General features: G+C 36.7%; 23 protein-coding genes and 2 pseudogenes. 7 read left to right on the forward strand and 18 right to left on the reverse strand.

What is annotated here, in order from left to right:
* Positions 1 to 56: 56 nt before the first annotated feature.
* The 7 genes from CTY48_RS04035 to CTY48_RS04065 all read right to left on the reverse strand — a co-directional run bounded on the left by CTY48_RS04035 (position 57) and on the right by CTY48_RS04065 (position 9,091).
* Entirely contained in the window at positions 57 to 3,539 is a 3,483-nt protein-coding gene (locus tag CTY48_RS04035; RefSeq protein WP_099467227.1) for a DNA polymerase III subunit alpha, read from the reverse strand.
* Positions 3,540 to 3,698: 159 nt separating this feature from the next.
* Positions 3,699 to 4,601, reverse strand: coding sequence for an NUDIX hydrolase (locus CTY48_RS04040; protein WP_099467228.1), 903 nt, complete (start codon positions 4,599 to 4,601; stop codon positions 3,699 to 3,701).
* A gap of 14 nt (positions 4,602 to 4,615) precedes the next feature.
* Positions 4,616 to 5,323: a nicotinamide riboside transporter PnuC gene (pnuC, locus tag CTY48_RS04045; protein WP_236354722.1), complete on the reverse strand. Its 708-nt coding sequence runs from the start codon at positions 5,321 to 5,323 to the stop codon at positions 4,616 to 4,618.
* A gap of 2 nt (positions 5,324 to 5,325) precedes the next feature.
* Positions 5,326 to 6,339 (reverse strand): AAA family ATPase, encoded by a 1,014-nt coding sequence (locus tag CTY48_RS04050; RefSeq protein ID WP_099467230.1) that lies wholly within the window; start codon positions 6,337 to 6,339, stop codon positions 5,326 to 5,328.
* Between the two features lie 267 nt (positions 6,340 to 6,606).
* Positions 6,607 to 7,728 (reverse strand): cation diffusion facilitator family transporter, encoded by a 1,122-nt coding sequence (locus tag CTY48_RS04055; RefSeq protein ID WP_099467231.1) that lies wholly within the window; start codon positions 7,726 to 7,728, stop codon positions 6,607 to 6,609.
* Positions 7,729 to 7,756: 28 nt separating this feature from the next.
* Positions 7,757 to 8,632, reverse strand: coding sequence for an NAD(P)/FAD-dependent oxidoreductase (locus CTY48_RS04060; RefSeq protein WP_099467232.1), 876 nt, complete (start codon positions 8,630 to 8,632; stop codon positions 7,757 to 7,759).
* Between the two features lie 48 nt (positions 8,633 to 8,680).
* Positions 8,681 to 9,091: a flavodoxin family protein gene (locus CTY48_RS04065; RefSeq protein ID WP_099467233.1), complete on the reverse strand. Its 411-nt coding sequence runs from the start codon at positions 9,089 to 9,091 to the stop codon at positions 8,681 to 8,683.
* Between the two features lie 246 nt (positions 9,092 to 9,337).
* Between CTY48_RS04065 and CTY48_RS04070 the strand changes: the two genes are divergently transcribed.
* Complete coding sequence (locus tag CTY48_RS04070; RefSeq protein ID WP_099467234.1) at positions 9,338 to 9,547, forward strand: hypothetical protein; 210 nt, start codon at positions 9,338 to 9,340, stop codon at positions 9,545 to 9,547.
* A gap of 2 nt (positions 9,548 to 9,549) precedes the next feature.
* The gene (locus CTY48_RS04075) at positions 9,550 to 9,915 is read left to right on the forward strand and encodes a DUF2085 domain-containing protein (RefSeq protein ID WP_099467235.1); all 366 of its coding nucleotides are present in this window, start codon (positions 9,550 to 9,552) and stop codon (positions 9,913 to 9,915) included.
* A gap of 175 nt (positions 9,916 to 10,090) precedes the next feature.
* On the opposite strand, the gene CTY48_RS04080 is transcribed toward CTY48_RS04075, so the two are convergent.
* Entirely contained in the window at positions 10,091 to 12,865 is a 2,775-nt protein-coding gene (locus CTY48_RS04080) for a glycoside hydrolase family 3 protein (protein WP_099467236.1), read from the reverse strand.
* A 173-nt stretch (positions 12,866 to 13,038) separates the two neighbouring features.
* Between CTY48_RS04080 and CTY48_RS04085 the strand changes: the two genes are divergently transcribed.
* The 3 genes and pseudogenes from CTY48_RS04085 to CTY48_RS20080 form a co-directional block, all read left to right on the forward strand.
* Complete coding sequence (locus tag CTY48_RS04085) at positions 13,039 to 13,746, forward strand: LytR/AlgR family response regulator transcription factor (protein WP_180272630.1); 708 nt, start codon at positions 13,039 to 13,041, stop codon at positions 13,744 to 13,746.
* On the forward strand, positions 13,743 to 15,053 hold the full coding sequence (locus CTY48_RS04090) for an ATP-binding protein (protein ID WP_099467238.1): 1,311 nt from the start codon (positions 13,743 to 13,745) through the stop codon (positions 15,051 to 15,053). The genes CTY48_RS04085 and CTY48_RS04090 overlap by 4 nt, the downstream gene beginning before the upstream one ends.
* 127 nt (positions 15,054 to 15,180) lie before the next feature.
* Positions 15,181 to 15,278: pseudogene (locus tag CTY48_RS20080) on the forward strand (IS3 family transposase); the annotation flags it as partial.
* A 144-nt stretch (positions 15,279 to 15,422) separates the two neighbouring features.
* On the opposite strand, the gene CTY48_RS04100 reads toward CTY48_RS20080, so the two are convergent.
* The 10 genes and pseudogenes from CTY48_RS04100 to CTY48_RS04145 all read right to left on the reverse strand — a co-directional run bounded on the left by CTY48_RS04100 (position 15,423) and on the right by CTY48_RS04145 (position 25,512).
* Positions 15,423 to 15,623: a helix-turn-helix domain-containing protein gene (locus tag CTY48_RS04100; protein WP_099467239.1), complete on the reverse strand. Its 201-nt coding sequence runs from the start codon at positions 15,621 to 15,623 to the stop codon at positions 15,423 to 15,425.
* Between the two features lie 215 nt (positions 15,624 to 15,838).
* A complete protein-coding gene (locus CTY48_RS04105) occupies positions 15,839 to 16,618 on the reverse strand; it encodes a family 1 encapsulin nanocompartment shell protein (RefSeq protein ID WP_099467240.1) in 780 nt (259 codons plus the stop codon).
* 62 nt (positions 16,619 to 16,680) lie between these two features.
* Positions 16,681 to 17,046 (reverse strand): encapsulin-associated ferritin-like protein, encoded by a 366-nt coding sequence (locus CTY48_RS04110; protein ID WP_099467241.1) that lies wholly within the window; start codon positions 17,044 to 17,046, stop codon positions 16,681 to 16,683.
* Positions 17,047 to 17,573: 527 nt separating this feature from the next.
* Positions 17,574 to 19,160: pseudogene (locus CTY48_RS04115) on the reverse strand (transposase).
* A gap of 261 nt (positions 19,161 to 19,421) precedes the next feature.
* Positions 19,422 to 21,530 carry a MarR family transcriptional regulator gene (locus tag CTY48_RS04120; protein WP_099467242.1) on the reverse strand — a complete coding sequence of 703 codons (2,109 nt, stop codon included), beginning with the start codon at positions 21,528 to 21,530 and terminating at the stop codon, positions 19,422 to 19,424.
* Between the two features lie 12 nt (positions 21,531 to 21,542).
* Positions 21,543 to 22,406, reverse strand: coding sequence for a type II restriction endonuclease (locus CTY48_RS04125; protein WP_099467243.1), 864 nt, complete (start codon positions 22,404 to 22,406; stop codon positions 21,543 to 21,545).
* Positions 22,396 to 23,202: a DNA-methyltransferase gene (locus tag CTY48_RS04130; RefSeq protein ID WP_099467244.1), complete on the reverse strand. Its 807-nt coding sequence runs from the start codon at positions 23,200 to 23,202 to the stop codon at positions 22,396 to 22,398. Before CTY48_RS04130 ends, CTY48_RS04125 begins: the two co-directional genes overlap by 11 nt.
* Positions 23,203 to 23,219: 17 nt before the next feature.
* Entirely contained in the window at positions 23,220 to 23,837 is a 618-nt protein-coding gene (locus CTY48_RS04135) for a hypothetical protein (protein WP_099467245.1), read from the reverse strand.
* Between the two features lie 10 nt (positions 23,838 to 23,847).
* The gene (locus tag CTY48_RS04140; protein WP_099467246.1) at positions 23,848 to 24,681 is read right to left on the reverse strand and encodes a DNA adenine methylase; all 834 of its coding nucleotides are present in this window, start codon (positions 24,679 to 24,681) and stop codon (positions 23,848 to 23,850) included.
* Between the two features lie 108 nt (positions 24,682 to 24,789).
* Positions 24,790 to 25,512, reverse strand: coding sequence for a TRM11 family SAM-dependent methyltransferase (locus CTY48_RS04145; protein WP_099467247.1), 723 nt, complete (start codon positions 25,510 to 25,512; stop codon positions 24,790 to 24,792).
* A 144-nt stretch (positions 25,513 to 25,656) separates the two neighbouring features.
* Between CTY48_RS04145 and CTY48_RS04150 the strand changes: the two genes are divergently transcribed.
* Complete coding sequence (locus tag CTY48_RS04150) at positions 25,657 to 25,890, forward strand: helix-turn-helix domain-containing protein (protein WP_099467248.1); 234 nt, start codon at positions 25,657 to 25,659, stop codon at positions 25,888 to 25,890.
* A 6-nt stretch (positions 25,891 to 25,896) separates the two neighbouring features.
* Positions 25,897 to 26,553: a PDDEXK family nuclease gene (locus CTY48_RS04155; protein ID WP_099467249.1), complete on the forward strand. Its 657-nt coding sequence runs from the start codon at positions 25,897 to 25,899 to the stop codon at positions 26,551 to 26,553.
* Positions 26,554 to 26,560 lie beyond the last annotated feature (7 nt).

Raw genomic sequence — 26,560 nt, forward strand, 5'->3', positions numbered from 1 at the left:
AACTGTCCTATGTTAAATGTTAAAACTTTGCCAATAAATTAACATTATTCTCTATTCTAATGCATTTTGGTAAGGTTTTCAATATTCTTTTCTACAACTTTTACATTTTTTTCGCCAAAATATTTTACTAATTCACCAACAAGCATTTTATCTGCCCTAATGTTCCTTGACGGAGGCAGTTTTTTCATCGCTTTTACATCCTCAATATAGATGATAATTCCATCATTTCCGTCAGAGGCTTGTATCATATTATATAATGTTTCTTCTTTTTCCTGAAATAATTCCTTATTTGCAAATTTAATCCATACCTCTTTTTCCAGAGCGTCAAACGGAATGATTTTCTCGCAGATAATTTTTCCGTCCTTCTCATCCTCCGCATTTACCTTACCCTGAACAAACACCTTGTTGTCCACAATGAGCTTCGCGGAGTTTCGCTCGTAGTCATTCGGGAAAACAACGACCTCAACAGCTCCAACTAAGTCTTCAACTGTAATAAATGCCATCATCTTGTCATTTCGCGTATGCTTAATGTTCTTGCTCGTTATCATGCCACCGACCACAACTCGTCTTCCGTCCTCCGCTTTGATGGTATTCGTCTCCTCATCAATCAGAAAATCAGAAGTAAAATTCGTCACATTTTTGCGCCAAACCTCCTCATATTCCTCGAGCGGATGACCGCTGATGTAGATTCCCATGACTTCCTTCTCAAAGGCAAGCAGCGTTTCCTTGTCGTATTCTCCCACATCAGGAAGCTTTACGTCAAACTGCTCCTTCTCCTCCTCGCTTATAATATCAAACAAAGTCATCTGACCGGAAACAGAATTCTTTTTCTCCTGGCTCGCCTGATCCAGCACCTGAACATAGACCATCATAAGCTGCCGTCTCGTGCCGCCTAAACTGTCAAGGGCGCCCGCCTTGATAAAGCTTTCAATTGTACGCTTATTCACTTCTTTTCCGGAAAGTCTTGTGATAAAGTCCTTTAAATCCTGAAATTTGCCGTTTTCTTCACGCTCTGCCACAATTGAATCGATAACAGGACGCCCTACACTCTTAATTGCGGAAAGTCCGTAACGGATGGAATCTCCGGAAACGGAGAAATTGCCCTCCCCTTCGTTGATATCCGGCGGTAGGATAGAAATATTCATACTTCTGCAAACCAGGATATACTCGGATACCTTATTTGTATTGTCTAGAACTGAGGTCATAAGCGCCGCCATGAACTCCACCGGATAATAATATTTCAAAAATGCCGTCTGGTAGGAAACAACCGCATAGCATGCAGCATGGGACTTGTTAAATGCATATTTGGCAAAGTCAATCATGTTGTCAAAGATTTTATTTGCCACCTTTTCCCCGATTCCGTTTGCGATACAGCCCTTTACGTCCTCCTCCTCGTTTCCGTAAACGAAGTTCTGACGCTCTTTTTCCATAACAGACGTTTTCTTCTTTGACATTGCTCTTCGCACCAAATCGCTTCGTCCAAGCGTGTAGCCCGCCAAATCACGCACAATCTGCATAACCTGCTCCTGATAGACGATACAGCCGTAGGTCGGTGCCAAAATCGGTTCAAGCTGCGGGCAGTCATACACGATTGCTCCGCTGCTGTTTTTTCCTTTTATATACTGCGGGATAAAGTCCATCGGTCCCGGTCGGTAAAGGGAGATACCGGCTATGATATCCTCCAGATTTTGCGGCTTTAACTCCTTCATAAAGCTCTTCATACCGCCGCTCTCCAACTGGAATATACCCTCGGTTCTTCCGGTGCCGATGGATTCTAATACAAGCTTGTCATCATAGTCAATGTTATCCATATCAAGGTCGATGTCCTTGCTCTTTTTCACGAGGCGGCACGCATTCTGAATAACAGTCAGCGTTCGAAGCCCCAGAAAGTCCATCTTCAAAAGTCCAAGCTCTTCAAGCGTGGTCATCGTAAACTGGGTCGTGATTGAGCCGTCCGATGCCTTGGAGAGCGGAACATATTCATCCACTGACTTCTGGCTGATTACAACACCTGCCGCATGCATGGAGGTGTGTCTTGGCAGTCCCTCTAACCTTTTGGACATATCAATCAGATATTTTACCTGCTCATTGTCCTCATAGAGTTTACGAAGTTCAGAATTGCTCTTCAGCGCCTTTTCTATTGTAATACCAAGCTCCATCGGTATCATCTTGGAAATAGAGTCCACAAAGGCGTAAGGCAAGTCCATAACACGCCCTACATCTCGGATAACGCCTCGCGCCGCCATCGTACCGAAGGTGACAATCTGCACCACACGGTCCGTTCCGTACTGTGCCACCACATGGTCAATAACCTCTTGCCTTCTCTCATAGCAAAAGTCGATATCGATATCGGGCATAGAAATACGCTCCGGATTCAAGAAACGCTCAAAGAGAAGATTGTAGCGAAGCGGGTCAATATTTGTGATACCAAGACAGTAGGAAACAATACTTCCTGCCGCCGAGCCTCGACCCGGTCCTACCATAATGTCATTATCTCTGGAATATTTGATAAAATCCCACACAATCAAAAAGTAGTCGACATAGCCCATCGTATTGATGACGTTCAGCTCATAGTTCAGACGCTCCTTCAACTCCTCAGTCACATCCGGATATCTTGCCGCAAGTCCGTCAAAACAGAGCTTGTTTAAGTATTCCCAAGAGGTAAAGCCTTCCGGTACATCATATTTTGGCAGCTTCGTCACACCAAATTCAATTTCCACCTCACAGCGGTCCGCAATTTTTCCGGTATTTTCAAGCGCTTCCTTAGCATAAGGGAAGAGCTGCTCCATCTGCTCCGGCGACTTTACATAATATTGTCCGCCTTCATAGCGCATACGGTTTTCATCCGCAAATTTCTTGCCCGTCTGAATGCAAAGCAGAATATCATGAGGCTTCTCATCCTCCTCATAGGTGTAATGAATATCATTTGTTGCAACTAACTCAATGGAAAGCTCCTTGCTCATACGAAGAAGCTGCTGATTTACATTTTTTTGCTCTGGTATCCCATGGTCTTGCAGTTCAAGGAAGAAGTTTCCTTTTCCAAATACTTTTTCATATTTTAAGGCTACATTTTTTGCCTCTTCATAAAGTCCTCTGGTGATGTATCTCTGGACCTCACCTGCCAGGCAGGCACTCAGTGCAATAATTCCTTCATGGTATTCTTCAAGCAACTCCATATCGACACGAGGACGGTAATAAAATCCCTCAACGTAGCCCTTCGATACAATTTTCATCAGGTTATTGTAACCTGTGTTATTCTCTGCCAGCAAAACAAGGTGATAATAGCGGTCATCGCCGCCTGTCAGCTCCCTGTCAAGTCTGGAATTTGGCGCCACATATACCTCACAGCCAAGAATAGGCTTAATGCCTGCCTCCTTCGCCGCCTTATAAAACTCAATCACGCCGAACATTGCCCCATGATCGGTGATTGCCGCACTTGTCATCCCCAGCTCTTTGACGCGGTGTACATATTCTTTTATCTTATTTGAACCGTCCAGCAGACTGTATTCTGTATGGACGTGCAGATGTGTAAAACTCATTTGTAATTGCTCCTTTATTGCTATGATGCGTCATAGACTTTGTTTACAATAGTGATAAATCCTATATTTTATTATAAACATTTTGAGAGGGGTTCGCAATATGATTCGTGAAATAGAATCGTTGTGCAGATAAATCACTTTCTTATCTCCCTTATAAATTTACTTCCCGCTTTTACAAAATGCCTCCACATTTCTCTTAAACAGCTTTGCTGGGCGGTGCCCTGCCCCTTCCATGACCTTATCCGTCTCATTTACAAGCTCTGCTATCTTTCTGCGAAAATTCGCCGCCAAAAGCTCCTCATCCAATATAATTTCAAATGCCTTTTGAAGCTGTGTCAGCGTAAAATACTCCGGCATCAGGTTAAAGACAATTTTTCCGTCTATCTCCGCGTGGCTTCGAAGCTTTTTCAGCGCGCAGACAATAATCATCGCATGATCAAATGCCAGACCGTCTGACTCCAGTATCTCATAATGAACTGATTCATGGTATTCTTTAAAAAGCTTTGTCTCCCGCAGCCTACAGGAAATTTTGATATCTTGAAAGCAAAGCTTTAAGCTATATATTATCTCAAGCTCAACGCTGTCCTCACTCTTTATATAATCTCGCTTTTCTGTCTCTTTTTTTAGCTCAATGTCAAACCACTGTGCTTCTCCGGCATCATCCCCTGCGTGCAGCCTGCATTTATTTCCGTCCATCAGTGCCATAAAAGTATTGGAGATAACCCATCCCCTCGGGTCCCTGCCCTTGTCGCTGTACACATCGACAAGCTCCATGTAGGCTCTCTCGATATGAGTCTCCTCATACAATTCGCGCGCTGCCGTCTCCCTGATAGTTTCGTCCTTCCTTGCAAACCCGCCTGGCAGTGCCCATGCATTTTGATAAGGATGTGTCCCCCTTCGGATCAGAAGTATTTTTAACTTTTGTTCAGGAAGTTTTCGATAATTATCCTCCTCATCCGCCATAATCGTAAATACTGCGATATCTGTCGCGATAGACGGTCTGTCATATTTTTCTATATCATAGTTTTTCAAAAAATCTTCTTCTTTGCTTGTTTTTTTCATATTTTCCACCTATATTATTCATTTGCATAATTGTTTCTGCTCATCAACGACCACTGGTAAAAGCCGTAAAATGCATTGAGCAAATAGACTGACCACATGGATACCTGAATCCAGTCACCTGCCAAAACCCACATTGTCACTGTAATTATGTCAACCACAATCCAAAGTGCCCATTGCTCCTTGTATCGAAGTACCATAAGTGCGTTGGCAACAAGCGATATCACAAGTGTCGTGCTATCCAGCCACGTCTGGTTTCCGCCAAGCATCTCCAGTATATAGCGGCAGATAATAACACCAACAGTCATCCCCAAAAGATAAAGTCCAATCTGGTTGATGCCCATTTTCTTTGATTTAACCACATCCTTTTCGATATTCATATGTTTTTTCCACATATACATACCGATAAACTGTGTCGGCAGGTAATAAAGCAGATTCAGCGCTACCTGACCGTAATATTTTCCGGTGGCAGCTATAATAATATACGCCGCTATGTTCACAAAGCCAAAATAGTACTGAGACTTTTTCCCGCCGGCGCAAAGTACCACACAGAACACACCGCATATGGCAGAAAGTGCATTGATAGCCAGATACAAAGTCGTGCTTTCCTTATCAATCATCACAAAATATGCGGTAAAGCTGATTAACAGCAGCACCTCAAAATACTGAAACGGTGTCATAAAGCCTGTGATTTTTGTCATTAATTTTGTATTTTTTTCTTCCATACTTATTTCCCCTCTTTCAATAATTTGTCAACAAGTTCAACTGCCTTTAAAAATCTCTTCTGATAATCGCCGGATATCACCTCAAAGCTGATATTCTTCTGCCTGTACAGCTCCTTGATTTGATTGCTGTATCGCTCTCTGTCAGCTGCAATCACAGGACTTCTATCCCCGTCCTGAACGAATTTTACGTCCGGCTCCAAGAAAAGAACCAAATCATATCGGTTAAGCTCTGCAATCGCATCCGCCAGCGTTTCATTTGCCGCTTTCCCTTTCCCCTCCAGAAATTGAATGTAAAACTTTGTAATCAGGCAGTCCGTGTCCTCAAAAAGCACTCGATTACTCTGCAAAATCGCTTCGCGTTCCCTTATTTTATGCGCCAGCAATATATCTGTAAAATCCTCCGGGAGCATAAGCATATCCGTACCGGAGCGCTCCGAGATATCACGCCCGACCTCTTCCAGATAATTTGTGTTATAGTAATTTGCAAGATTTATGGTCAGCGTTGACTTTCCTGTACTCTCCCCGCCTATGAGCAGCACCTTTTTTACATAATATGGTTTCACCACGCTTGGAAGCCAACTCCAGCAAGCCAGCGGATTCTCCCTTATTTTTGTGGAAGAAATATCGTCCCTCTGAAAAAAGATGTGTTCTGATTCAGGGTAACATTTCGCCCAAAAACTGTTTTCATCATAATCGCTTCCGCAGAAAACCACATCTATTTTCTTCCCCGCAAATACCTTTACCTTAGCGGCATCCTCCAGCCAGTACTTCTCTGTGTAGTCCTCCTTGGTTTTTGCGGTATCATTTAAAATGTATATTCTGACGTTTCCAATGTGTTTGGTAAGCTGATAAATCCAACGGTACCGCACTCGGACGTCGATTTCATCGCGGTTTAGTCCTTCACTGATCACAATAATTAAATCCTCACATTGGTTTGCGGCTTCTATGATGCAGCGGACGTGCCCTAAGTGAAGTGGGTTGAAGGAGCCTCCATACATTCCACACTTATATTTCATTTTGATTCCCCCTTGTTGTACGCGGTTTGCAAGACTTTTTGAGCCATTCTTGTTATTTTAGGTTTATTGTTATATTTGTTTTGATATTATCATAAATATAATATCAAAAATCGGATTTGTCAACTACTATTTTAAATAAAGCGTGCACAAGATATAAATGAAAAAACTCTCTTGTTTCAAAAACCCCAGAGTCCCAAAAACGGTTCTCCGAGGTTTATATATCATCCAAGTGTGGCAAACCCACAATCTATATCAAGTTCTTTTACTCTATGCAAATTCCGTATCAATTGTGACGATGACCTGATAATCCGGAAGCTCTGCCAGCAGTAGGTTTTGAACCTTCTCCTGCAAGGCTGCCCTGTCACATTTAAAATCTAAAATAACATCGCAAAAGACTTGCTTCTGCTCTTCGTCCACCACTATGCCGTGGCAGCCCAAACAATGTTTTTCCTGCGCCTCAAACTCTGATAAAATCTCCCACACACGCTTAGAAATTGGCGACGCACTATTGACTGCGTAAATTCCAAAAACCAAATAAGCATGAAACTTCTGAAAAATCCTTACCTGAAGCCTATGTAAAATCGGATAAATATCCTCCACCGTCCTGTCGTGATCAATCTCGACATTGATACTTCCGGTGTAAGTGTTTGGTCCGTAATTATTTAAAATAAGGTCGTGAACTCCTAGAATTCCTTTCTCCGCCCTAATTTCCTCATATATATTTTCTGAAAGCTCTCTGCCTCCGCGCTCACCTAAAATCTGATTTAGCGTTTCGCGAAGCACATCGTATCCAGTCTTAATAACAAATATAGAAATGACAGTTCCTGCATAGGCATCAATTGAAACATCTGTAAAACGATATACAAGAGCCGCGATCAGTGCCACCGCAGATATAACCGCATCGTTTTGGGCATCTGCACCGGAGGCAACCAGAGCGCCTGATAAAAGCTTCTTTCCGGCATTTTTTGTATAAATTCCAAGCCCTATTTTTATAAAAATAGTAAGAAATAAAATAACAAGTGTAAGTGTAGAGTAAGATACCTGCTGCGGCTCCAAAATATTTTTTACAGAAGTGATTGTCATTTCTGCGCCGGTCACCAAGACGATGATGGCAATTATCATGCTCGTCAGATATTCGATTCTGCCGTAGCCAAATGGATGCTTCTCGTTTGGCTCCTTCTGCGCAAGCTTTGTCCCTATCATCGTAATAAGTGAGGAAGAAGAATCAGCAAGATTGTTGACTGCATCTGAAGAAATCGCAATAGAGCCCGATATTGTTCCAAGAAAAAACTTTAAAATCGCCAATATAACATTGGTGACAATTCCGGTTCCGGATACTCTCATTATTTCGCTCTGCCTTGACAAACTTTCATTTGCAGCTTTGCTCATTGCTTTCACCCTCCCTTATCTTAATCCTTTATGCACTTTTTCGCTCTCTTTTCTTTTTATCCAGATAGGACACGGCTGACAGCGCCGCGATGTTTCCCTCTCCGGCTGATTTGATATACTGATACGGCTTTCCAACGATATCACCGCAAGCAAAGCAGCCCTCCATGCTCGTTTCCATTTGTCGGTTTACAACGACATGATTGTCCTCGGTCTCCAGTCCCGGTACAAGCTGGCTTGGCGCAACACTTTCCCTGAGAATGAAAACTCCGTCCACCACATAATTATTTTCCCTTGTTTGCAGCATTTCTACCTGTTGTGTCCCGCATATTGCCTTTGGCACCTCGCGAACAACCTCGATTGCTTCTGAAAGGGAAACCTCCTCTTTGTACCTCGGAACATAGTAAACTTTTTTGGCTATCTCCGCCATAAATTCTGCCTCTGCTTCTTCTTTCGGGCTAAAGCCGATAATGGCTACCGTTTTATTTCTATACAGCGGTGCATCGCAGGTTGCGCAGTAGCTCACTCCTTTTCCAAGCAGCTCAATTTCGCCCGGATATGGCTTGCCAAGAACGACGCCTGTTGCCAAAACAACAGAATCTGCCTCATAGATTTCATCTGCGCCCTGAATTCCAAAATAGTCGCCCATATTGTAAATGGCATTTACTTTTTCCTCTGTAATCTCAATTTCCATTTTGTCGAGATGCTCTTGGAATGCTTTTCCCAAGTCCTCTCCTCCGACAACGGAGAGTCCAAGATAATTTTGTATGGTATGTGCCTTTTGCACCTTCGTGCTTAAGTCCTTGTTTCCGATTAATAAAATACTTTTATTGCGAATTTTTGCCGTTATCGCAGCCGATAGCCCTGCGGGTCCGGTTCCGATAATTGCGATATCATAACGTTGCATGGTGGTTCTCCTTTTTATTTAACTATCTTCTTTGTTTCATTCTTCTATTTATTTTATTATTTTCTCTGCAAATCTTTGAACTTCTTTTAAATCTTCTGAATCAGGTTTTCCTTTATGAAGCATTTTAAAACTGCCTCGGCAGTGGAATTCCTGAGCGTCTACTGTTATGCCTTTTTGCTCCAGCAACTGTTTCACCTGCTTGTAGGTAGATGGAAGAAGGGCAGCCGTGCTGAAGTTTACAACTCTCTTTACCTTTTCCTTATCCAATGAAGCAATGAATTCTTTTACCTCCGCGTCTACGCCGGCTGCATATACGGAGCTTCCTAGGAATAGGATGTCTACCGGCTCTGTAATTGAGGTTTTAGTAGTTTCTGCCGGGGTGCCTGTTGTCTGACTGATGGCGTCTGCAAGTTTTTTGGTATTTCCGGTTTTTGAGTAATAGCGGATTGCTATGTTCATGATTTTGATCTCCTTTTTTGGGTGGTGACGGTTGGCGGGTTAGGGGTTTGTAACTTTGTTAAATTTTTATTTTAATTGATTTTAATTTAATTGTACACAATCTTTTTACCATTGTCAATAGACGTACTTCTATTTTTTTATTTCTATTCTTGTTTATTCATGTTAAAATGGGATATATATACAAAAGTAAAAGGGTATATTATTATTGTATGCTTTCATATACTATTTATTTCTAAGGGGGTACTTATGAGATGTCCAAAATGCGGCAATGATGATTGCCAAGTAATTACGGAAACAACTACTTCAGGAAAAGACTTTTATTTCGGCAAAGGTTGCTGCGGAGCAATTCTGTTCGGTCCTATCGGTGTTTTATGCGGGGCTTGCGGAAAAGGCAAGCAGATTACCAACAAATCATATTGGGTATGCAGCCATTGCGGCAAAAAATTCAGGGTATAGCAATGACAGATAAGCAGTGGTTATACTGGATGGAAAAAGGTTCAAAACTCGGATGTCACCAGATGCCTGAGAGGAGTTTTTTCTACAAAGGTTATCAATTCCCGGTATGTGCAAGATGTACCGGGGTTATTTTGTCTGCAATTTTAGCGAGTGTTGTGTTTATAAAGAAAAGAATTCCTATTCGGTATTGCTTGCTGATGTCCGGAGTTATGCTTACGGATTGGGGCCTTCAGTATGCCCAGATATGTGAGTCTACTAATCGAAGAAGATTTATAACCGGGATGATTGGTGGATTTGGGTATTCTACTTTGCACTTGTATTTTTATAGATATTTGGTTGGGAAGATTTGGGGGTTGGTGAAAGAGTAGGGACGTCTTCCACTTGCATTCGTGCGCATAAATAGTTTGCAGTTTCCTGTAATCATGACCACCCGTTTGATGAAGGGGTGCTTTATATTTCGCACGCTTCGCGTGCTCAACAGGGTCACGACCCATAACAAAAATCCTTAGGAATTCATAATTCCTAAGGATTAATACCATTACATTACTCGATTACAATCAAGCTCTCTTTCCAACGTTTCATTTTAAAATGTCTGCGTACATAATATAGTGCGAATAATGCAAATAATGCAACATCTACAAGAATTAAAATGATCTGAAAGCCGTACAAGTGACTTGGATTATTCTCTAATGCACTACTGTTTGCAATCATGTAAAGGATATTGTGACATGCATTACGCATTGCCTGATGTCCTGCTGGTGTATTCTTTGTCTCATCTGTAAGACCGGATTGTGCCATAATTGTAAGCTGTAAGTCATTTCCAGCTCTTAACGATGCATTGATATCCTGTGTATAACATGCCATAACACAGTCTGTAATTACGCATCCAACAAATCCCCATTCATCACGAAGTACTGTTGTAAGCATCTGATAGCTTTCTGCAACCGGAGTAGTTCCTATACGGTTGTAAGAAGACATGATTCCCATTGATTCGCCATCTTTTACTGCAAGTTCAAAACCTTTCATATAGATTTCTCTCATTGCCTGCTCATTTGCCCAAGTGCAGAGTCCACCTTGACTGCGATTCGTTTCTTGATCATTTAATGCATAATGTTTTGTATAGCAATATACGCCACATGACTGAATGCCTTTTATTTCAGCAGCTCCAATTATACCTGTTAATGTTCCATCTTCCGATACATACTCATAGTTACGTCCACTGAATGGACTTCTGTGAATATTAAGTCCAGGAGCATAAATTCCTGAGATTCCATAAGCAATTGCTTCCTGACCAAATACCTCTCCCATGCGTTCTGCAAGTTCCGTATTCCATGTGAATCCAAGTACACTCTGGGCTGCGAACTGATTTCCGGTAACTCCGGCCATAATATTATTTACACCGTTTGGTCCATCACATTCTGATAAATATGGTTTTCCAACACTCTTCACTGCGAAGGTACACCATCCACCATTGGAAATTAGCATTTCCATATCATTTAAGGAAAGCTGCTGTAAAATCAGATCCCATTTCTCATCATCATAATCGAGGCCTTTCATGTCTTTCAGTTGTAAGCCATTCTTTTTGAAGATAATATCTTCTGTCTCGCTATCATCGTAGGTTCTTTCACCAGTAAGCTCTGCTAACTGTTTATCTGTAGCTTCTTTCGAAGCAGCTACGCGTTCTGTTGGCATTGTACCAGCCCAGTCGGCACGACTTAGATAAGTAATTCCTGTGCCAAAGCTTACATCATCAAACTGATTTGTTGCTACAACTTCATCAGTACTTCTTGCATCATCATTCTCTTCGTTATAGATATAGTCACGATCTACCGTTACGGTACGGCTATCAATGATATTATGGCTATTTTCCTGAAGATTGATTGCATAATCTCCAGCTTCTAATACATACGCGCCACCCTCGGCTTTCACTCCACTGTAATCATAGCTTGCCATATCTTCATAACTAAATTCGATTACAACTTTTTCACTTGCGCCTGCTTCCAACAAGCTTGTCTTAGCAAAATCTACAAGAACCACCTGGCTCTTTTCAATTCCACCAATTGTATAAGGTGCTGTGTAATATATTTCAACAACGTCTTTTCCTGCGGTAGCTCCAGTATTGGTTACTGTTACTTCCATAGAAACATTTTTTCCATCTGCTGTGAAACTTGTAATCTGTTCATCAAATGATGTATAGGAAAGTCCATATCCAAATGGGAACTGAACTGTTTCATCATAATCAATAAACCCGTCTGCTGCTGCAGTCTCATAGTAACGATATCCAACATAGATACCTTCCTGATATTCTACATAATGATAATTATCACCACCTGCTGTAGCATCTGATGATGTTCCTGCAAACATTGCTGTATTCACATAAGTTGCATTTGTATAATCATAACCACCAAAATTATAATAAGTTGGGTTGCTTTCTACTTCATATGCAAATGTATCTGTTGTATGACCACTTGGATTCACAGCACCGGTAAGTACTTCACCAATTGCATTACATCCTGTACTTCCTGGACATCCAACCCAAAGAGAAGCATCTACCGCTTCATGATTTAAAAAACCAAGTTCCATTACGTTTGGACTGTTTAAAATAACAACTACTGTTCCAAAATTTTCTTCAGCCATCTGAAGGACTGAAAGTTCACTATCCTGTAATTCTAAGTAACTTTTTCCAGCATCTCCGCCTTCAATTCCTTCCATCTCTAGTTGGCAGTCAAATCCTTCCCCTCCAACACGGGAAAATACAACGATAGCTACATCACTAAATGCTTTCGCATTCTCTATTAATGAAGTATCGTATTGGTCTGCTGGAATTTCATAGATACCAAAATCACTACCTAATAATTCTTTGTTCTCTCTTGCTTTAGCATTTTCTTCATAATATTTCTGTATCTCTGTATTTGTGATAAAATCCGCATTTTCAAGCCCCTGAATCAATGTAGTATTCTTACTTGAATCACCGGATCCTGAACCGGTTCCACCATAAGTAAAATCTATAGACCCTGTTCCAAATACATTAACATTCTTCTCCCCATTCAATGGAAGTGCACCATTGTTGGTTAACATAATGATTCCTTCTTCTTCCATTTCCTGTGTAATCTTCGCAGATGCTTCTGTTGCGTTTAATGCATCTTCATCTGTTGGCGCCTCTGATAAGAAATTATTCACAAATCCGAAATATGGCGATACCACATTCGCAACCACCACATTCACACCCAGCAAAATTGCCAGTAAAAAACTCATCAAACCAAAGGCAATTCGACTTGGTCTGCGAATTTTCTTCACCTTTTTTTCTTTTTTTTCCATAGCTTCCTCCTTTTATTTGCAACTGACTTAAAATAACTAACTTAATTTTATCAGAAAAAATTCTTCTGTACCTTTTCTTTCATATTCGGTACGAATTCTGGCAGTTTTTACATGGCACATAAAAATTTATTTGATATAATAAAAGAAGTAATGATTAAAATATGGAGGGGTATATGAAAATTGCAATTATAGACGATCAAATAGATGATTCATCCTATCTTGAAAAATGCTTGAAAAAATATATGGATGAACAGAATCTGCCATATTCTGTACAGGTATTTTCAAGTGCACTTTCTTTTCTTGATTCTTTTTCAGCAAATTATCAGCTGCTTATTTTTGATATAGATATGCCTGAATTAAATGGTATTGATGCAGCAAAACGCGTACGTCAGATTGATTCAGATGTGCCTCTTATGTTCATTACCAACATGCCACAGTATGCGGTAGATGGCTACTCTGTAGATGCCATTGATTATGTATTGAAGCCAATATCTTACTCTGACTTCCGTCTGAAAATTCAAAAAGCAATGCGATATGTCAAGCAGGAAACAAACTGCCGACTTGGTTTGAACACTATTGATGGATATGTTTGTATTATGAGTTCTGAAATATATTACATCGAATCCCAGCTTCACTATCTGATTTTTCATACTTCAAAGGGTACCTTTAAAACACGTAACACTTTAAATGAAATAGAAAAAAAACTTGCATCATTTTACTTTTCCCGAAGTAGTGTAAGTTATCTGATAAACTTAAAATATATGGATTCCATACACGGAAACGAAATCGAGGTCCATGGAACCCAACTTAAAATCAGCAGAACAAAAAGGGCTTCTTTTTTGTCTGCATTCACAAAATACATGGGAGGCTTATCCGAATGACACCTGTACTTGCCTTTGAAGAGATGCGCTTAGAACTTCAGCTTCTTCCTGCGCTGCTCATTTTCTTAATTCCATTTGTTCCGAAAAAAAATCATTTTGTCATACGCTGTGCTGCAAGTATTGTATGCCTCTCTCTGGCAGCGCTACTTTATTTTCCAATTTTTCATAGTAAAGCAGATCCTGACCATATTATACTCCTTGGATTATGGTATCCCTCATTTGTTCTTGTTGGAGTTCTCTTTGCTAAATTCTGCTTTTTTATTAATTGGTGTGACTCTATCTTTATCACAATTTCCGCTTTTGCCGCTCAAAATATCTGTTACGTGGTTATTCATCTGTTCGTGGTTCGCTACTTATCCCCCGGACTCCACCAGCATTTGTTATTCTATGTATTCATCTCTACATTATTTTGTGCAATTTTATACGCATTCATTTACCGTACCTTTGCCAAGCATCTGTCCGAATGTGAAGGGCATCTTTTTGAAGATAATTGGAAGAATATTTGTTTCTATCTCTTTGTTTTTGCCCTCATGCTTACAACTCTGATGCATTATCAGCACCTGTTTGAAAGTTACTCTGAGGAGTTTTTACAAACTTCCTGCTTTATGGGCATTACCTTTAGTATCTTCCTGCTTACCGTAGAATATGGTATGTTCCGTTCACGCACCATTTACAAAGAAAATGCCAAGCTTGAACAATACCTTCACAACAGTGAAAATCATTATGAAATGTCCAAAGAAAGTATTGCTATTATTAATCGAAAATGCCATGATTTGAAACACCAGCTAAAGGTTCTCTCTCAAATAAGTAATGCTGAACGTGAAGAATATATAAAAGAAGCTCAGAAAGATATCATTTTCTACCAGCAAATGGTTCATAGTGACAGCGATGTAATCAATACTATTCTTGCTGAAAAAGGATTGGTCTGTTCTGAGCATCAAATTCATTTAAGTTGTTCTGTTGATAATGTAAATTTATCATTTTTTCGTGTTGCCGATCTTTATACCATTCTTGGTAATGCCATTGACAATGCTATCGAATATGTAGAGGACTTTCCTTCTGAAGAAATGCGTGTAATTAATTTTCGAATCAGTCAGAAAAAACAGTTTCTAAATATCCAGGTCAATAATCCCTATGAGGGAGTTCCTGTGGAAAATGGGATGCTTCCTCACACTACCAAGCATGACGAAACATCCCATGGTTTCGGTCTAAAGAGTATCAAGTACCTTACAGAAAAGTATCATGGCTGGATGGAACTTTCTACTTCAGATGGAGTCTTTACTTTACAGTTAACATTTCCTTTATAGTTACCCTAGGCACCTCTGTATGATAAATTATATAATATTCCATAAATCGTTTTACAGCAAAAGAAGCTGTTTTCTTATCCCTCACCATCAACCACAATCTGAATATCTATCTTCTTACTTATTACATATAGATAATATATCGAGTATTACAACAAGCAACGAATAAAAGAGAAACTAGGATGGATGAGTCCTGTTGAATACAGACTCAGACTCTTGGCAGCATAAAAAAAAGCGAAGTGGAAAATCCACTTCGCAATAAAGTCTAACTTTTAGGGGTCACATCAAAGTTTATATATTTTAAAACAATCAATTGATTCAAATTAATTATTCTGAAATAATAAACTGTAAACAAGTTATTTCTTTTTATTTTTAATCTGGTATATATTCTGCAATGTCTTCTATTCTACAATTAAGTATTCTGCACAGATTATTAATTGTAATCATTTCAATATTTGCATTATTTTTAAGTCGATCAGTTTGTCCCTTGCTGAAATGGTGATTACTGATTAATTGATATGTTGATATATTTTTTTGTGCCATTGTTTCCCAAAGGCGCTCATACACTACCACTAAACCATCTCCATTTCATAAGCTATTTCAGTACTAATCTTACAATAACCCATTCACAATGAATATGCCCCGTATACGGGGTATGATAAAGATAATGACTACTTAACAACTTCATTCACACTGGTGGTCTGTTACTATCATAACTTATTATTTTAAAAATCTTTCAATATTTTTTAACATCGGTGTTACTTATCTGTCTTAGTAATCATCGATTATTATTCTGCGTATTTTACGATCAAACTATCATCTAAAATCTGGAAAGTAAAAGATTCTTTTATATAAAAAGTAACCTCTTTTTTCGTATGCTCCTGGTATCCTAATGAAAAATCTTCTCCTAATACCAAATCAAGATTTTCATTATCATGAGGTACTAACAGTGCGCCCTCTAAAATTTCAGATGAGTATACCTTTCCGCCGATCATCTCTTCAATCGCTGCTTTTAAAGGAGTCTGACTTGGAAGTGACATGATTGTGGTATAAATACTTCTTGATACAAACAAATCCATACCTTCATTCACAAAAGCTCCTTTTAATTTTAAGATACCCTCTGTGATACTTCTTTTAATACTTTGCTCATCCGTTCCAAACGAGATAACTTCCGATGAAACCTCTGTTAATCCACGAATACCAGCTTCAGGATTACCTTTCCAAATTGCCTTTTCCTCAAACAAAGCAATCTTCTTCACCGCTGCTTCTAAATTGGAGAAATCAATATTCTTGTTTCCTCTAACCGCATTGTCAAGCTCCCAGCGATTTAAAGTAAATTCTATTCTTGTTTCTACAAGTGGTGTAACCTGATATCCAGCGTAAGCTACATCATCTTCATAGCTGACTTTTCCTAACTTCCCGTGGTTATATGCTACATAATCAGTTCCTTTTTCATCCGATACGTGAACTGCTTTTCTTGCAATCAATGTAGATAAAAAGACCTCTTTTGCTCTTTCATCAATCTGTTTCCATACATTTTGATTAATTGGTGCTAATTCTCTATACATAAAATCATTCCTTCCTTTCTAATTTTTCATTCCGTTGCCGGGTTACGATGTATATCTAGATATTATTTCAGTTTTCCGATTCCAAGTCCTGCTGAGGTATTTGAGCCTTCTGACGAAGCACTTCCCCCTTCTGTTGCGTCTTCTTCGACTGTAAGCAGGCTTCCAGAGGTAAATAGATAAGTTTTTAATTCTTTATCCCAGCCATCCATATTACGGCGTAACCACTCTAACGTCATACAAGCGTGTTCAATTTCCTCATCTCTATTGTGAGCAAATACTTCTTGTAATTCCTTATCTGTCGTAACATCCACACGCTGCTGGTAAAACATGACTGCTTCTAGCTCTTCCATAAACGTTTTAATCGCTCTGGTAATGTTTTTTGTTCCTTCTGTTAAATTTGCTTCTGTTTCTGTCCAATGATCTGCCATGTGTAACCTCCTTTAGTTTAATAGTAATTATTACTGTTATTGTTTCTGATTATATTTTACACAATTAATTTGATATAAGCAAGATGTAATTTATTAAATTTTTTAGGATTTTGGGAGCAAGGGATTAATTGAGGAGGGATGGTGGCGGGGGTTTTGTAGTAAAAAGCATTATGGTTTTATATGATTTTAAGATGTTTTTTATAACTGTTGTTTAATCTTATTTTTATTTTTGACCCTTTACAGCATATTTATATATTTTATAGTCTGTAGTTTATTTGTGGTCGTTTTGCTCCGAGCATCTACATTTACTTTTGATTATAAATCTCATAGTAGGAATCTACAAAAAATATACTGCTAATTATTTTGTGGCGTTTCATATTATAAGTTGCTACAGCAGACAAAAAAGGGGCTGTAAAAAAACAGCCTCTATATTTTTGCTTCATTTTTTATTATTATCCGTAAAAATTGAGTCACTTATTAAGCCTATGGCTTCATAGGCGTCGAATTGCACATTTTATATTACTCTTTCAAGCGGTTATGGATGCTCGATATCTTTTGTTATAATACTTGTAGAGATTATAACCACAGGAAATCAATCTAAATCCCAAAATTACAGCATTTGCACCTCTTCGCAATAGTCTTTTATAGGATCTGTCCCACTTAATTATTCCAAACGTTCCCTCTGATTGGATACTTCGATTCATACACAACAAGGCACCATGGATTGACTCCAAATTATTTATCACTTCTTGATGTATTTTTGTCAGTTCTCGCTTCAGGCTTACCGTTCTGTTTCCCTGTGTTCCCTTGTTGCATTCGCTTCGAAAGGCACATCCATTGCAGTTTTCACATTCGTATATTTATTCTGTACGACCATACTGATTTTTATATACGTGCTTTTTATATTTAAAAATAAATTTTTTATCATTCGGGCAGATAAGATTTCCTTTATTATCTCTTTTGAAATTAACTGCTCGGTATGGATTGTTGTGATATTTTTCATTCTTCGTTTCTTTTTCAAACATGGTGAACTTCATATATTTTTCCATTCCATACTCCTCACAATAAAGATAATTATTGTAAGAACCATATCCCGCATCCGCAACAGGATACTTTGGATAGTGACCGTAAATAGCATTAAATTTTTCCATTAATGGTACAAAACATTCCATATCTGAGGCATAAGGTTTTGCATCTACCACGGCTATATATTCATCACATACTGCAACCTGCAGGCTGTACGCAGGAAGGAGCTGATCATTTCCCATATAATCGCGTTTAATTCTCATAAATGTAGCATCATGATCAGTCTTTGAATAACTGTTCCTTTTTTCCCCACACACTTCGATATGATTTGCATATTTTTTCAGACGATTAAGATATCCCTCCATTTCCTGGTACTGTTTTTGATGCATACTTTTTCTACGACCTATACCAAAAACAAATTTTGTAATATCAAGATTTGTTGCATTCTCATAGTTTTCTAGCACTTCTTTGACATAATCAATTGCATATTCTTCTCTTTTTTCAAGTTTAATTCCCAAAAAACCTAGGACCTCTGAATTCATAGAATCAATCAGAAATGAAATCTTTTCAAATACCTTGTTCCTATTTCTGATGCATGATTTTTTCCATACCCAGGTGTAACGATTTGCGTTAGCTTCGATTTTGGTTCCATCGATATAAGTATGGTCTAAATCAACCTGTTCTTTTTTAAAAATATATGTGTTGATATCACAAAAAATCTGTTCTATTGAAGTCGTTAATTCATTGCGAATAAAGTTGCCAAAAGTAGCAAAGGATGGCGCTTTAATACCATCAAGAAGATACATATATCTGATATCTGTTTTGCAGAGCTTTTCAATATCTCTTAATGAACGGATGCCATGCTCCATGAAAGCGAACAGTATAACTTTAAGCATTTTATCTGAATCACATCTTGGACGACCTGTTTTGTAGTTCTTTTCTACAAAGTATGGTATAAGGTCAATGTGATCCATTACTTCACATAAAGTATATACTGGATCTGAAATGTCGATTATTTTTTCAATATTTAATGGCAATTTTAACTGTCTTGATGTAAAATTGTCATTGGTAGATTTTTTTATTAGCATAAATAAATTATACCAAAAAATCGCTGAAGTCTCACGACCTCAGCGATTTTTCTTTTAGAGCTGTTTTTTTACAGCCCCTTTTGATTTTATTAATTTATAAACTAGCGAGTATTATTCAAACTCCCTACCGAAAAAGATGTATGTGATGTTTTTTGATTTAACTTAATATATTTTCGTTAAGTTTTTACACTTATTATACATATTATATGGTTTTTCAAAAGCTTTTAATATCAATTTAATATCAAAACTTACAGTATATAGTTACTCTACAACATATCCCTTTCCTAAATCAGATATTTTATATTCGTATGGATTAACATCCATTTTTCTTATTACAACACCTTTTTCTTCATCTAATTTCTTGAAAATTTTTGATAATCTATATGAATTAATATCAACCTCTCCAGCAATATCTTTAGCCGGCGAAAATTGTTCTCTAGTACAAAGCTCTAATATAATTAATAATTCTTCCTTATTTACCAAGGGTAGTTGATTTGAAATATTCATATCTCTTTCAACATCAGAATCAATTCTTGATTCAATTTTAACTTCCGAATGGCAGTTTGGGCACTTAAATCCTGTAAACTTTAAACCATCTAATTCTGATTCATCAAAAACACGTGCACATGTTTGGTTAGTACACCTAATCACTTTTACCTCTTTAATCTGTTCAAGGACAAGATTTGTATAATTAAATGGTCTCTCTATAAAGTATGTTCTACTCTCATTTCCACTCGGCTTTCCCCACAATATGTTATTTTTCTTTGCTAGTCCATAATTCAAACAATAAATATTTACTTTCTTGCCATCTCTATTAGATCGCTCTTCATACTTAGTGATAAAATAATTTAATTCTAAAGAATCCAAATATTTATCTGTTTCTTGCAGTATATGGAAGTGACTTGAGTATGGTAAGTTCTTTAAATATAGTTTTCCTTCTAGTTCCCCCTTCACAATTTGACTTTTTATATCTTTTGCTTTACTAACAATTGCATCACGTATTTTTTTTAACTGTTCTATGTCTCTTTTTTCATCAATAGACATTAAACAATATGTACTTGACTTAAAGAAAGCATCAATTTTTTCTTCATAGTATTTTTCTGAAATATTTTCAATATCTTGTCTTGTGATTTTTTTATTATAAATAATTACACTTTGATATAAATATGACAATATATAACCAATAATACGCGGTACATTCATTGAAACTCTAAAGAAGGTCGCATAGATATCATTAAATGATTGTTTATCATCAAAATATTTCCCAAATCCTTTAGTAAAATATTCAAATCTATTGTCTAGAAGCCTTTTAGTAAAATCAATCGCATTTTCTTCCATTTTATTCGCATCGAATTCCGAATATAACTCATAAAAATCCAAATGAATTATATCTATTTTACCTGGATCAATCATACCATAATGTACCCTACTAGGGTAAAAAGCCACCTTAAATTTAATAAACTCATCAGACCAATTATTCAAAGGTGCAACAATCGTATCAATGAATGATCGTAAAGATGTAGTTTCGATTTCCGATATATCATCTAACATTATTATAAGTTTTGTAATCTTCATGCTTTTTAGAATATTTTTAACTTCAGAAATTATATGTTTTATTTCAAATACTTTTAATAAAATATCAGTATACTCCGTTTCAGTGCTATTACTGTTTTCACTTGCTATACTGGATGAAGATCCCACTTCACCTTTAGCTTCCATTTTAGACATGGAAACCGACACTCCCATATTACTTTTTTCAGCATCTTGTATTGCTTCTTTATTCCCATTAGATTTTTTGACACTTTTTTGTTGTAAAACAGGAATTTCTATACTTTTAAATATTTCATTATCATCAATTTTTTTTCTTAATTCTGAGATTCTATTTTTTATTTCTTCATTACTGTTTCCGGTCAATACTCCAGCAACTTTACTCAAAATTGTTTGGCGTTGCTCATCAATTTCCTCATATATTCTTTTTAATACACTTTGTATAAAATTACGACTAATTAAGTATTTATTCAAATTATTTTCATCAAAATATTGAGACAAGTATTGTTGATTTATTGCTTGTGCTTGTGACGATTCATAAATTGTTTTTACATCAACATAGCATGGTAAATATTGCGTTTTCTTTCGATATTCATTCTCTAGCTTCAAAAAAATGGTTGATTTTCCAGTCCCTTTTCTTCCAACTAAAAATGTTGTATTATCTAGCAAACATTTATTCAGTACTACATCACTTGGAAGTAAATCAACATAGAGTTTATCTAGTATGCTTTTACCACTTTCATCAATTAGATCTGCTCTCCTATATTTTTTCAGAGATTCTGCAACATTAACAAATGCATTCTTTTCTTCTTGTGTATACATTTTCAAAGTCTCCTATAAAAATTTATTTTTAATTATTCCTTTTTCCATATCATCAATACTGTAAACATGTTCCATCACTTCAAATGTCTCTCTCAGATTCCCCCTGGCACTCTTCCAGCCAATCCCATCAGTAAACCATACAAAGGTAAATCCATCAATTGTATCCGCTTCCTGAGATAACATTTTATAACTTCTGGCAGTCTCATTAAGCTTAGAGCCTCCACCCCCATAGAAGTTTGTTTCAATTGCATATATCATATTATCTGTCTTAGCTACAAAATCAAACCTTTTAGCTGCCTTCCCTTGGTTTGATAATTCTGACAAATCAATATTCCACTTTCTTTCAATATCAATCAAATACATTTCTTTGAAGTAACTTATGTCTTTAACAAAACCTGCTGATATAATATACTTTTCCACCAAATTTTCCATTTGATGTCCACCTCTGTTTTTACGACCATTGGAATCAAGTCCAGTCTCAATTCCAAGAGCGTAATCCACAAGATTATTTACCAAATGGTTAGCAATTATATCAAACAGTCCAGTATTTCTCATAAACACTTTGTACTGCTCGACACTATAATTCATTTTTTTGAAATTATATAAAAATTCACCTTTTTCATCCTGTGCATATATCTCGTTTCCTCTAACTGCAAGTAATAATGGAACGCAGGATAATGTCTCAGGATATTTTGTAATAATTTTTTCAAATTCTTCTTCTATATTTTTTGAACCAATAAGTGAATTAAGAATGTTTAGTTCCACTTTAATCTCTTCAACATTCCGTACCACCTTGTCAAAATCAATATAATAGTCATATGTAGAAATACTCGCTTTGAATTTCGCCAGCCATTCGTCAAAATTTCTAGTTGTCATTTGCTACCTTCTCCAATCTCCTCTGTGTTATTTGTAGATACTCTTCCGTATTATCTATTCCAATAAACTTGCACCCATATTTTAAAGCTTCTACCCCTGTTGTTCCAGAGCCACAAAATGGATCTACTACAACTTGTCCTTCTTCTACCGATGCAAGCATAATTCTTTCTAACAAATATTGTGGTTTCTGCGTTGGATGTTTTCCCTCTTTCTTTTCAGAAGGTTTGGTTAAGTTTCCCACCCAAACATCTTTCATTTGCTTTCCACCGTTTATTTCTTTCATTTTTGCATAATTAAAAAAATGCCGAGACTTCTTGTCATTCTTCTGTGCCCATAGAATTGTTTCAGTAGAATGAGTGAAGCATCGACATGCTAAGTTTGGTGGTGGATTTGTTTTTTGCCAGGTTATGTTATTAATAATTTTAAACCCTTCCTGTTCTAAAGCCATACCTATCGAATAAATATTGTGTAGTGTCCCCGATATCCATATACTTCCATTTGGTTTTAGTACTCTTTTACATAACTTAATCCACTTTCTATTAAACTTGTGTTTATCTTCAACATTTATTTCTTTACTGGAACCTATTTTATCCCATGACCCCTTATTTACTGAAACCATCTGCCCGCCTTGACAAGTGATACCATCATTACTTAGGAAGTAAGGCGGATCTGCAAATATCATATCTACAGAGTCTGGTTTCATCTTTGCAAGAATTTTCAAGGAATCACCCAGTATTAACTGGGTTTCCTCAGTCTCATAATAAAACGGCACTTTCTTTTTGAATAAGTTTTCCATTTTTTCTCCATAACTTATCAACGTTTTATTTGGTCAATATTATAATATAAATTTCCAACATCAACCCATTTTCGAGGAGGGAACCCTTTCGCTTTAGCTCTCTGAACCGCTTCATCAAATGTATGATTTCCTTCATTTTTACAATAAATAGCTTCTAAATATCTATAAAAACACATCTTTCTTCCTTGATAACGTTCTCCAGGATAATTAATATCTTCTTGAATCGCTATATAAACCATTAAACCAGTTAGTTCTTCAAATGTAAAACCACTATTGAAATCTATATTATCATAGTTTTCTTTCTTAACATCTTTTCCTATGAGAGCAACGTCCTCAACATATTTTTTTAAATGACTACTATTCTCTTCTTTTGTTTTATTGTAAAGGTCTTGCATGATTTCAACATGTGAAATTGGTTTTTCTACATTTCCCTCAACTAAATAAACACAGTAATCACATTTTGTTTTTGTTGTTTTATACCCCGGAAATCTAATTGCTAACTTCTTGTAGTTGTTTAAAATCTCAACCTCTTTATAATATTGTTTTTCATTACTTCTATTTGGAGCAAGTTCAATTATATCTCCATCTTTCGTAACATAATCAACTATCTTATCCTTTTCTTCACTATACCCCATGCTTTCCTCCTTAGTAGTTACAAATGATTACTTCTTCTCCAACACGATTTGCTGCATCAGAGTTAATCATTCTCTTTACACTTACCACATCAATCTTATATCCCTTATTACCATACAATTCATTAATAAGTTCTGTATTATGATTTGTCAGCATACAATAACAACCTCTTTTTGTTAATTCATCATACAGGCCTGCCAATCTTTTATGACTCTCTATATCAAACCCTTCTTTTGTATATGACTCGAAAGATGTAGGATTCAAAGGAGCATATGGACTATCAATAAAAAGAAAGTCACCTTTTTTAGCATTTTGGCATGCAGCTTGAAAATCACCTTCCAAAATTGTTACATTTTTTAGATATTCAGATATTGCTTTAATAGAATTTTCATCACAAGATGTACTGCGACTATTGTTATACGGCACATTAAATAATCCTTTACCATTCACACGATATAAACCGTTAAAACAATGCTTATTGATGAATACAAACAGTGCTGCCAACTCAACATCAAATTCTTCTCTCATCAGCTTATCATTGTAATGTTCACGAAGAGAATAAAAATACTCTTTTCCATCTTCCCACATAGCCTCGTCTAACTCTTTTAAATTTTTCAAAAATTCATCTGAAGCATTACAAATCTGTTTATAAGCATTTACCAAAGCTTTGTTAATATCATTAATCACCGCACTCGTTGGAAGCAGCTCAAAAATAACTGCACCGCCTCCAACAAATGGTTCATAGTAGTTATTAAAACTTTCTGGCATTCTCTCTCTTATCTGTGCCAGCAACTGACGCTTTCCACCTGCCCATTTTATAAACGGTGCTATATTAGAATTGCTCATAGGTTCTTCCTCTTCTCTAATCCATCAAGTGGATAAATTCCCACTATCTAATTATAGTTTGAAATGTCCAAAATGACAACCTAAACTTTCACTCTTTGTGAATTAAACTTACTTCTGAAACACAAAAATATATTCATGTGCCAAAAGTAAAAAATCATTGTTCTGTTTTTCCCAATAATCTGTCGAACGACAATTATACTGTTCTTTGATAATGATTTCTTTTAGAAAAAAACCCTGTTCCAAAAATATATTCATTACTTGAAATCCAAGAGGAACTACTTTTCCGCCACGCCTAATATCCCCTATCATTACTGCACACATCTTACTTTTTTTCAGAACTCGATATGATTCAGATGCAACTTTTCCCATTTTACATAAGAATTCCTCTACAGTTAATAGCGAAATATCACCTATTACGTCTTTACTATACTTGACTATATTAGCATATGGCGGATGCATACAGATAAAATCAATTTTTCCATCCTTAATAAAATCAAGATTTGTAGCATTTCCTTGTTGTATGTGCATTTTTGAAATTGTCTCACATTGGAATTGTAAGTTATTTTTAGAAATTAAAATAGATTGCGGATTAATATCTATACCAACCGCATTTCGATTTAGCAATTTAGCTTCCACAAGAGTGGTTCCACTGCCTAAAAATTGATCTAAGACCCAGTCGCCTGGCTTTGAATACCTTAATATAAGATTTCTTGGTATGTATGGTGACCAATTACCTCGATACTTTCCTGAGTGCGTTGCCCAACTTCCTCGTTCTGGAAATGACCAGATTGTTGTCAGTTCAAGCCTAAAATTATTTGGTTGTAAACTTATATGTCATACCTCCTTTATGTTTAATAGTTTTACTATACTCTAATTCATCCACACAATCAAATGCTATTTTTTTTCACTATAAGTGAATTTATATAAAGTAGCATACATGAGATAATATTCACAAATAGTGAAAGAGGTATGAATATGCAATTTTCTAAAGACACTGAGCTTTATCGTGTTATTGGTTCAAATATAAAGCGCTATAGGGAGCAGGCACATATGACACAGGTTCAGCTTGCAGATGCTGCACAAATAAGTATCAGTTACCTATCAAAAATTGAAGCTATAAAATGTGATAAGAGCCTTTCCATATCTGTACTAAACCAAATTGCAAACGTACTTGATATTGAAATTACAGAATTTTTTAAGGAGGGGTAATTACTAATGAAACTAATTAATGCAAAAACAAAAATTAACCAATTAGCTCACATACCATTTAATTGCTATCTTAATCCCGAACATTATCACAACATTATTGTAAATAAGGGTAAAACAGGGCAGATTCTTGAACTAACAATTGGGCTCCAATTATCAAACACAACTCTAGATTTTGAAGATGGGGAATTAAAAACTAATAAATGTGACCGTACTGGTAAACCTTTAGAGACAATGTTTATTACACAAACAGCTTCTATTATAGATGAACTTCTTTATCATAAACCTTTTTGCGAAACAAAACTTTTCACCAAACTGCAACATCTATTATACGTCCCAATCAGTAAAGATGGTTTACCTGATGAATGGATGTATCTCCCTTGCATTGAAGTTGATTTGTCTTTGCCCCAATATTTTGAATTAAAAAAACAACTTGAAGCTGATTATGATAGTATTTGCGAGCAAATGAATCAGCAACTTTCGCTTTCAAATAAAGCAAGTTTACATACTGTTAATGGTAAATTTATTCAAATCCGAACTAAAGATTCAAAACCATATACACCAATATATTCACAAAAATATGGCAGGTATATTTCAGATAAAAACCGTGCTTTTTACTTTAAAAAAGAATTTATGAAATATATTGTTTCTTTAGAAAACAAATAGGAGGATT

This window comes from Konateibacter massiliensis (genome assembly GCF_900184995.1).
Taxonomy (GTDB): Bacteria; Bacillota; Clostridia; order Lachnospirales; family Lachnospiraceae; genus Lachnotalea; species Lachnotalea massiliensis.

What these genes read in the sequence shown, in the direction of transcription:
- CTY48_RS04035 (WP_099467227.1), bottom strand. Translation starts at nt 3,539, where the DNA reads ATGAGTTTTACACATCTGCACGTCCATACAGAATACAGTCTGCTGGAC.
- CTY48_RS04040 (WP_099467228.1), bottom strand. Translation starts at nt 4,601, where the DNA reads ATGAAAAAAACAAGCAAAGAAGAAGATTTTTTGAAAAACTATGATATA.
- pnuC (WP_236354722.1), bottom strand. Translation starts at nt 5,323, where the DNA reads ATGGAAGAAAAAAATACAAAATTAATGACAAAAATCACAGGCTTTATG.
- CTY48_RS04050 (WP_099467230.1), bottom strand. Translation starts at nt 6,339, where the DNA reads ATGAAATATAAGTGTGGAATGTATGGAGGCTCCTTCAACCCACTTCAC.
- CTY48_RS04055 (WP_099467231.1), bottom strand. Translation starts at nt 7,728, where the DNA reads ATGAGCAAAGCTGCAAATGAAAGTTTGTCAAGGCAGAGCGAAATAATG.
- CTY48_RS04060 (WP_099467232.1), bottom strand. Translation starts at nt 8,632, where the DNA reads ATGCAACGTTATGATATCGCAATTATCGGAACCGGACCCGCAGGGCTA.
- CTY48_RS04065 (WP_099467233.1), bottom strand. Translation starts at nt 9,091, where the DNA reads ATGAACATAGCAATCCGCTATTACTCAAAAACCGGAAATACCAAAAAA.
- CTY48_RS04070 (WP_099467234.1), top strand. Translation starts at nt 9,338, where the DNA reads ATGAGATGTCCAAAATGCGGCAATGATGATTGCCAAGTAATTACGGAA.
- CTY48_RS04075 (WP_099467235.1), top strand. Translation starts at nt 9,550, where the DNA reads ATGACAGATAAGCAGTGGTTATACTGGATGGAAAAAGGTTCAAAACTC.
- CTY48_RS04080 (WP_099467236.1), bottom strand. Translation starts at nt 12,865, where the DNA reads ATGGAAAAAAAAGAAAAAAAGGTGAAGAAAATTCGCAGACCAAGTCGA.
- CTY48_RS04085 (WP_180272630.1), top strand. Translation starts at nt 13,039, where the DNA reads ATGAAAATTGCAATTATAGACGATCAAATAGATGATTCATCCTATCTT.
- CTY48_RS04090 (WP_099467238.1), top strand. Translation starts at nt 13,743, where the DNA reads ATGACACCTGTACTTGCCTTTGAAGAGATGCGCTTAGAACTTCAGCTT.
- CTY48_RS04105 (WP_099467240.1), bottom strand. Translation starts at nt 16,618, where the DNA reads ATGTATAGAGAATTAGCACCAATTAATCAAAATGTATGGAAACAGATT.
- CTY48_RS04110 (WP_099467241.1), bottom strand. Translation starts at nt 17,046, where the DNA reads ATGGCAGATCATTGGACAGAAACAGAAGCAAATTTAACAGAAGGAACA.
- CTY48_RS04120 (WP_099467242.1), bottom strand. Translation starts at nt 21,530, where the DNA reads ATGTATACACAAGAAGAAAAGAATGCATTTGTTAATGTTGCAGAATCT.
- CTY48_RS04125 (WP_099467243.1), bottom strand. Translation starts at nt 22,406, where the DNA reads ATGACAACTAGAAATTTTGACGAATGGCTGGCGAAATTCAAAGCGAGT.
- CTY48_RS04130 (WP_099467244.1), bottom strand. Translation starts at nt 23,202, where the DNA reads ATGGAAAACTTATTCAAAAAGAAAGTGCCGTTTTATTATGAGACTGAG.
- CTY48_RS04135 (WP_099467245.1), bottom strand. Translation starts at nt 23,837, where the DNA reads ATGGGGTATAGTGAAGAAAAGGATAAGATAGTTGATTATGTTACGAAA.
- CTY48_RS04140 (WP_099467246.1), bottom strand. Translation starts at nt 24,681, where the DNA reads ATGAGCAATTCTAATATAGCACCGTTTATAAAATGGGCAGGTGGAAAG.
- CTY48_RS04150 (WP_099467248.1), top strand. Translation starts at nt 25,657, where the DNA reads ATGCAATTTTCTAAAGACACTGAGCTTTATCGTGTTATTGGTTCAAAT.
- CTY48_RS04155 (WP_099467249.1), top strand. Translation starts at nt 25,897, where the DNA reads ATGAAACTAATTAATGCAAAAACAAAAATTAACCAATTAGCTCACATA.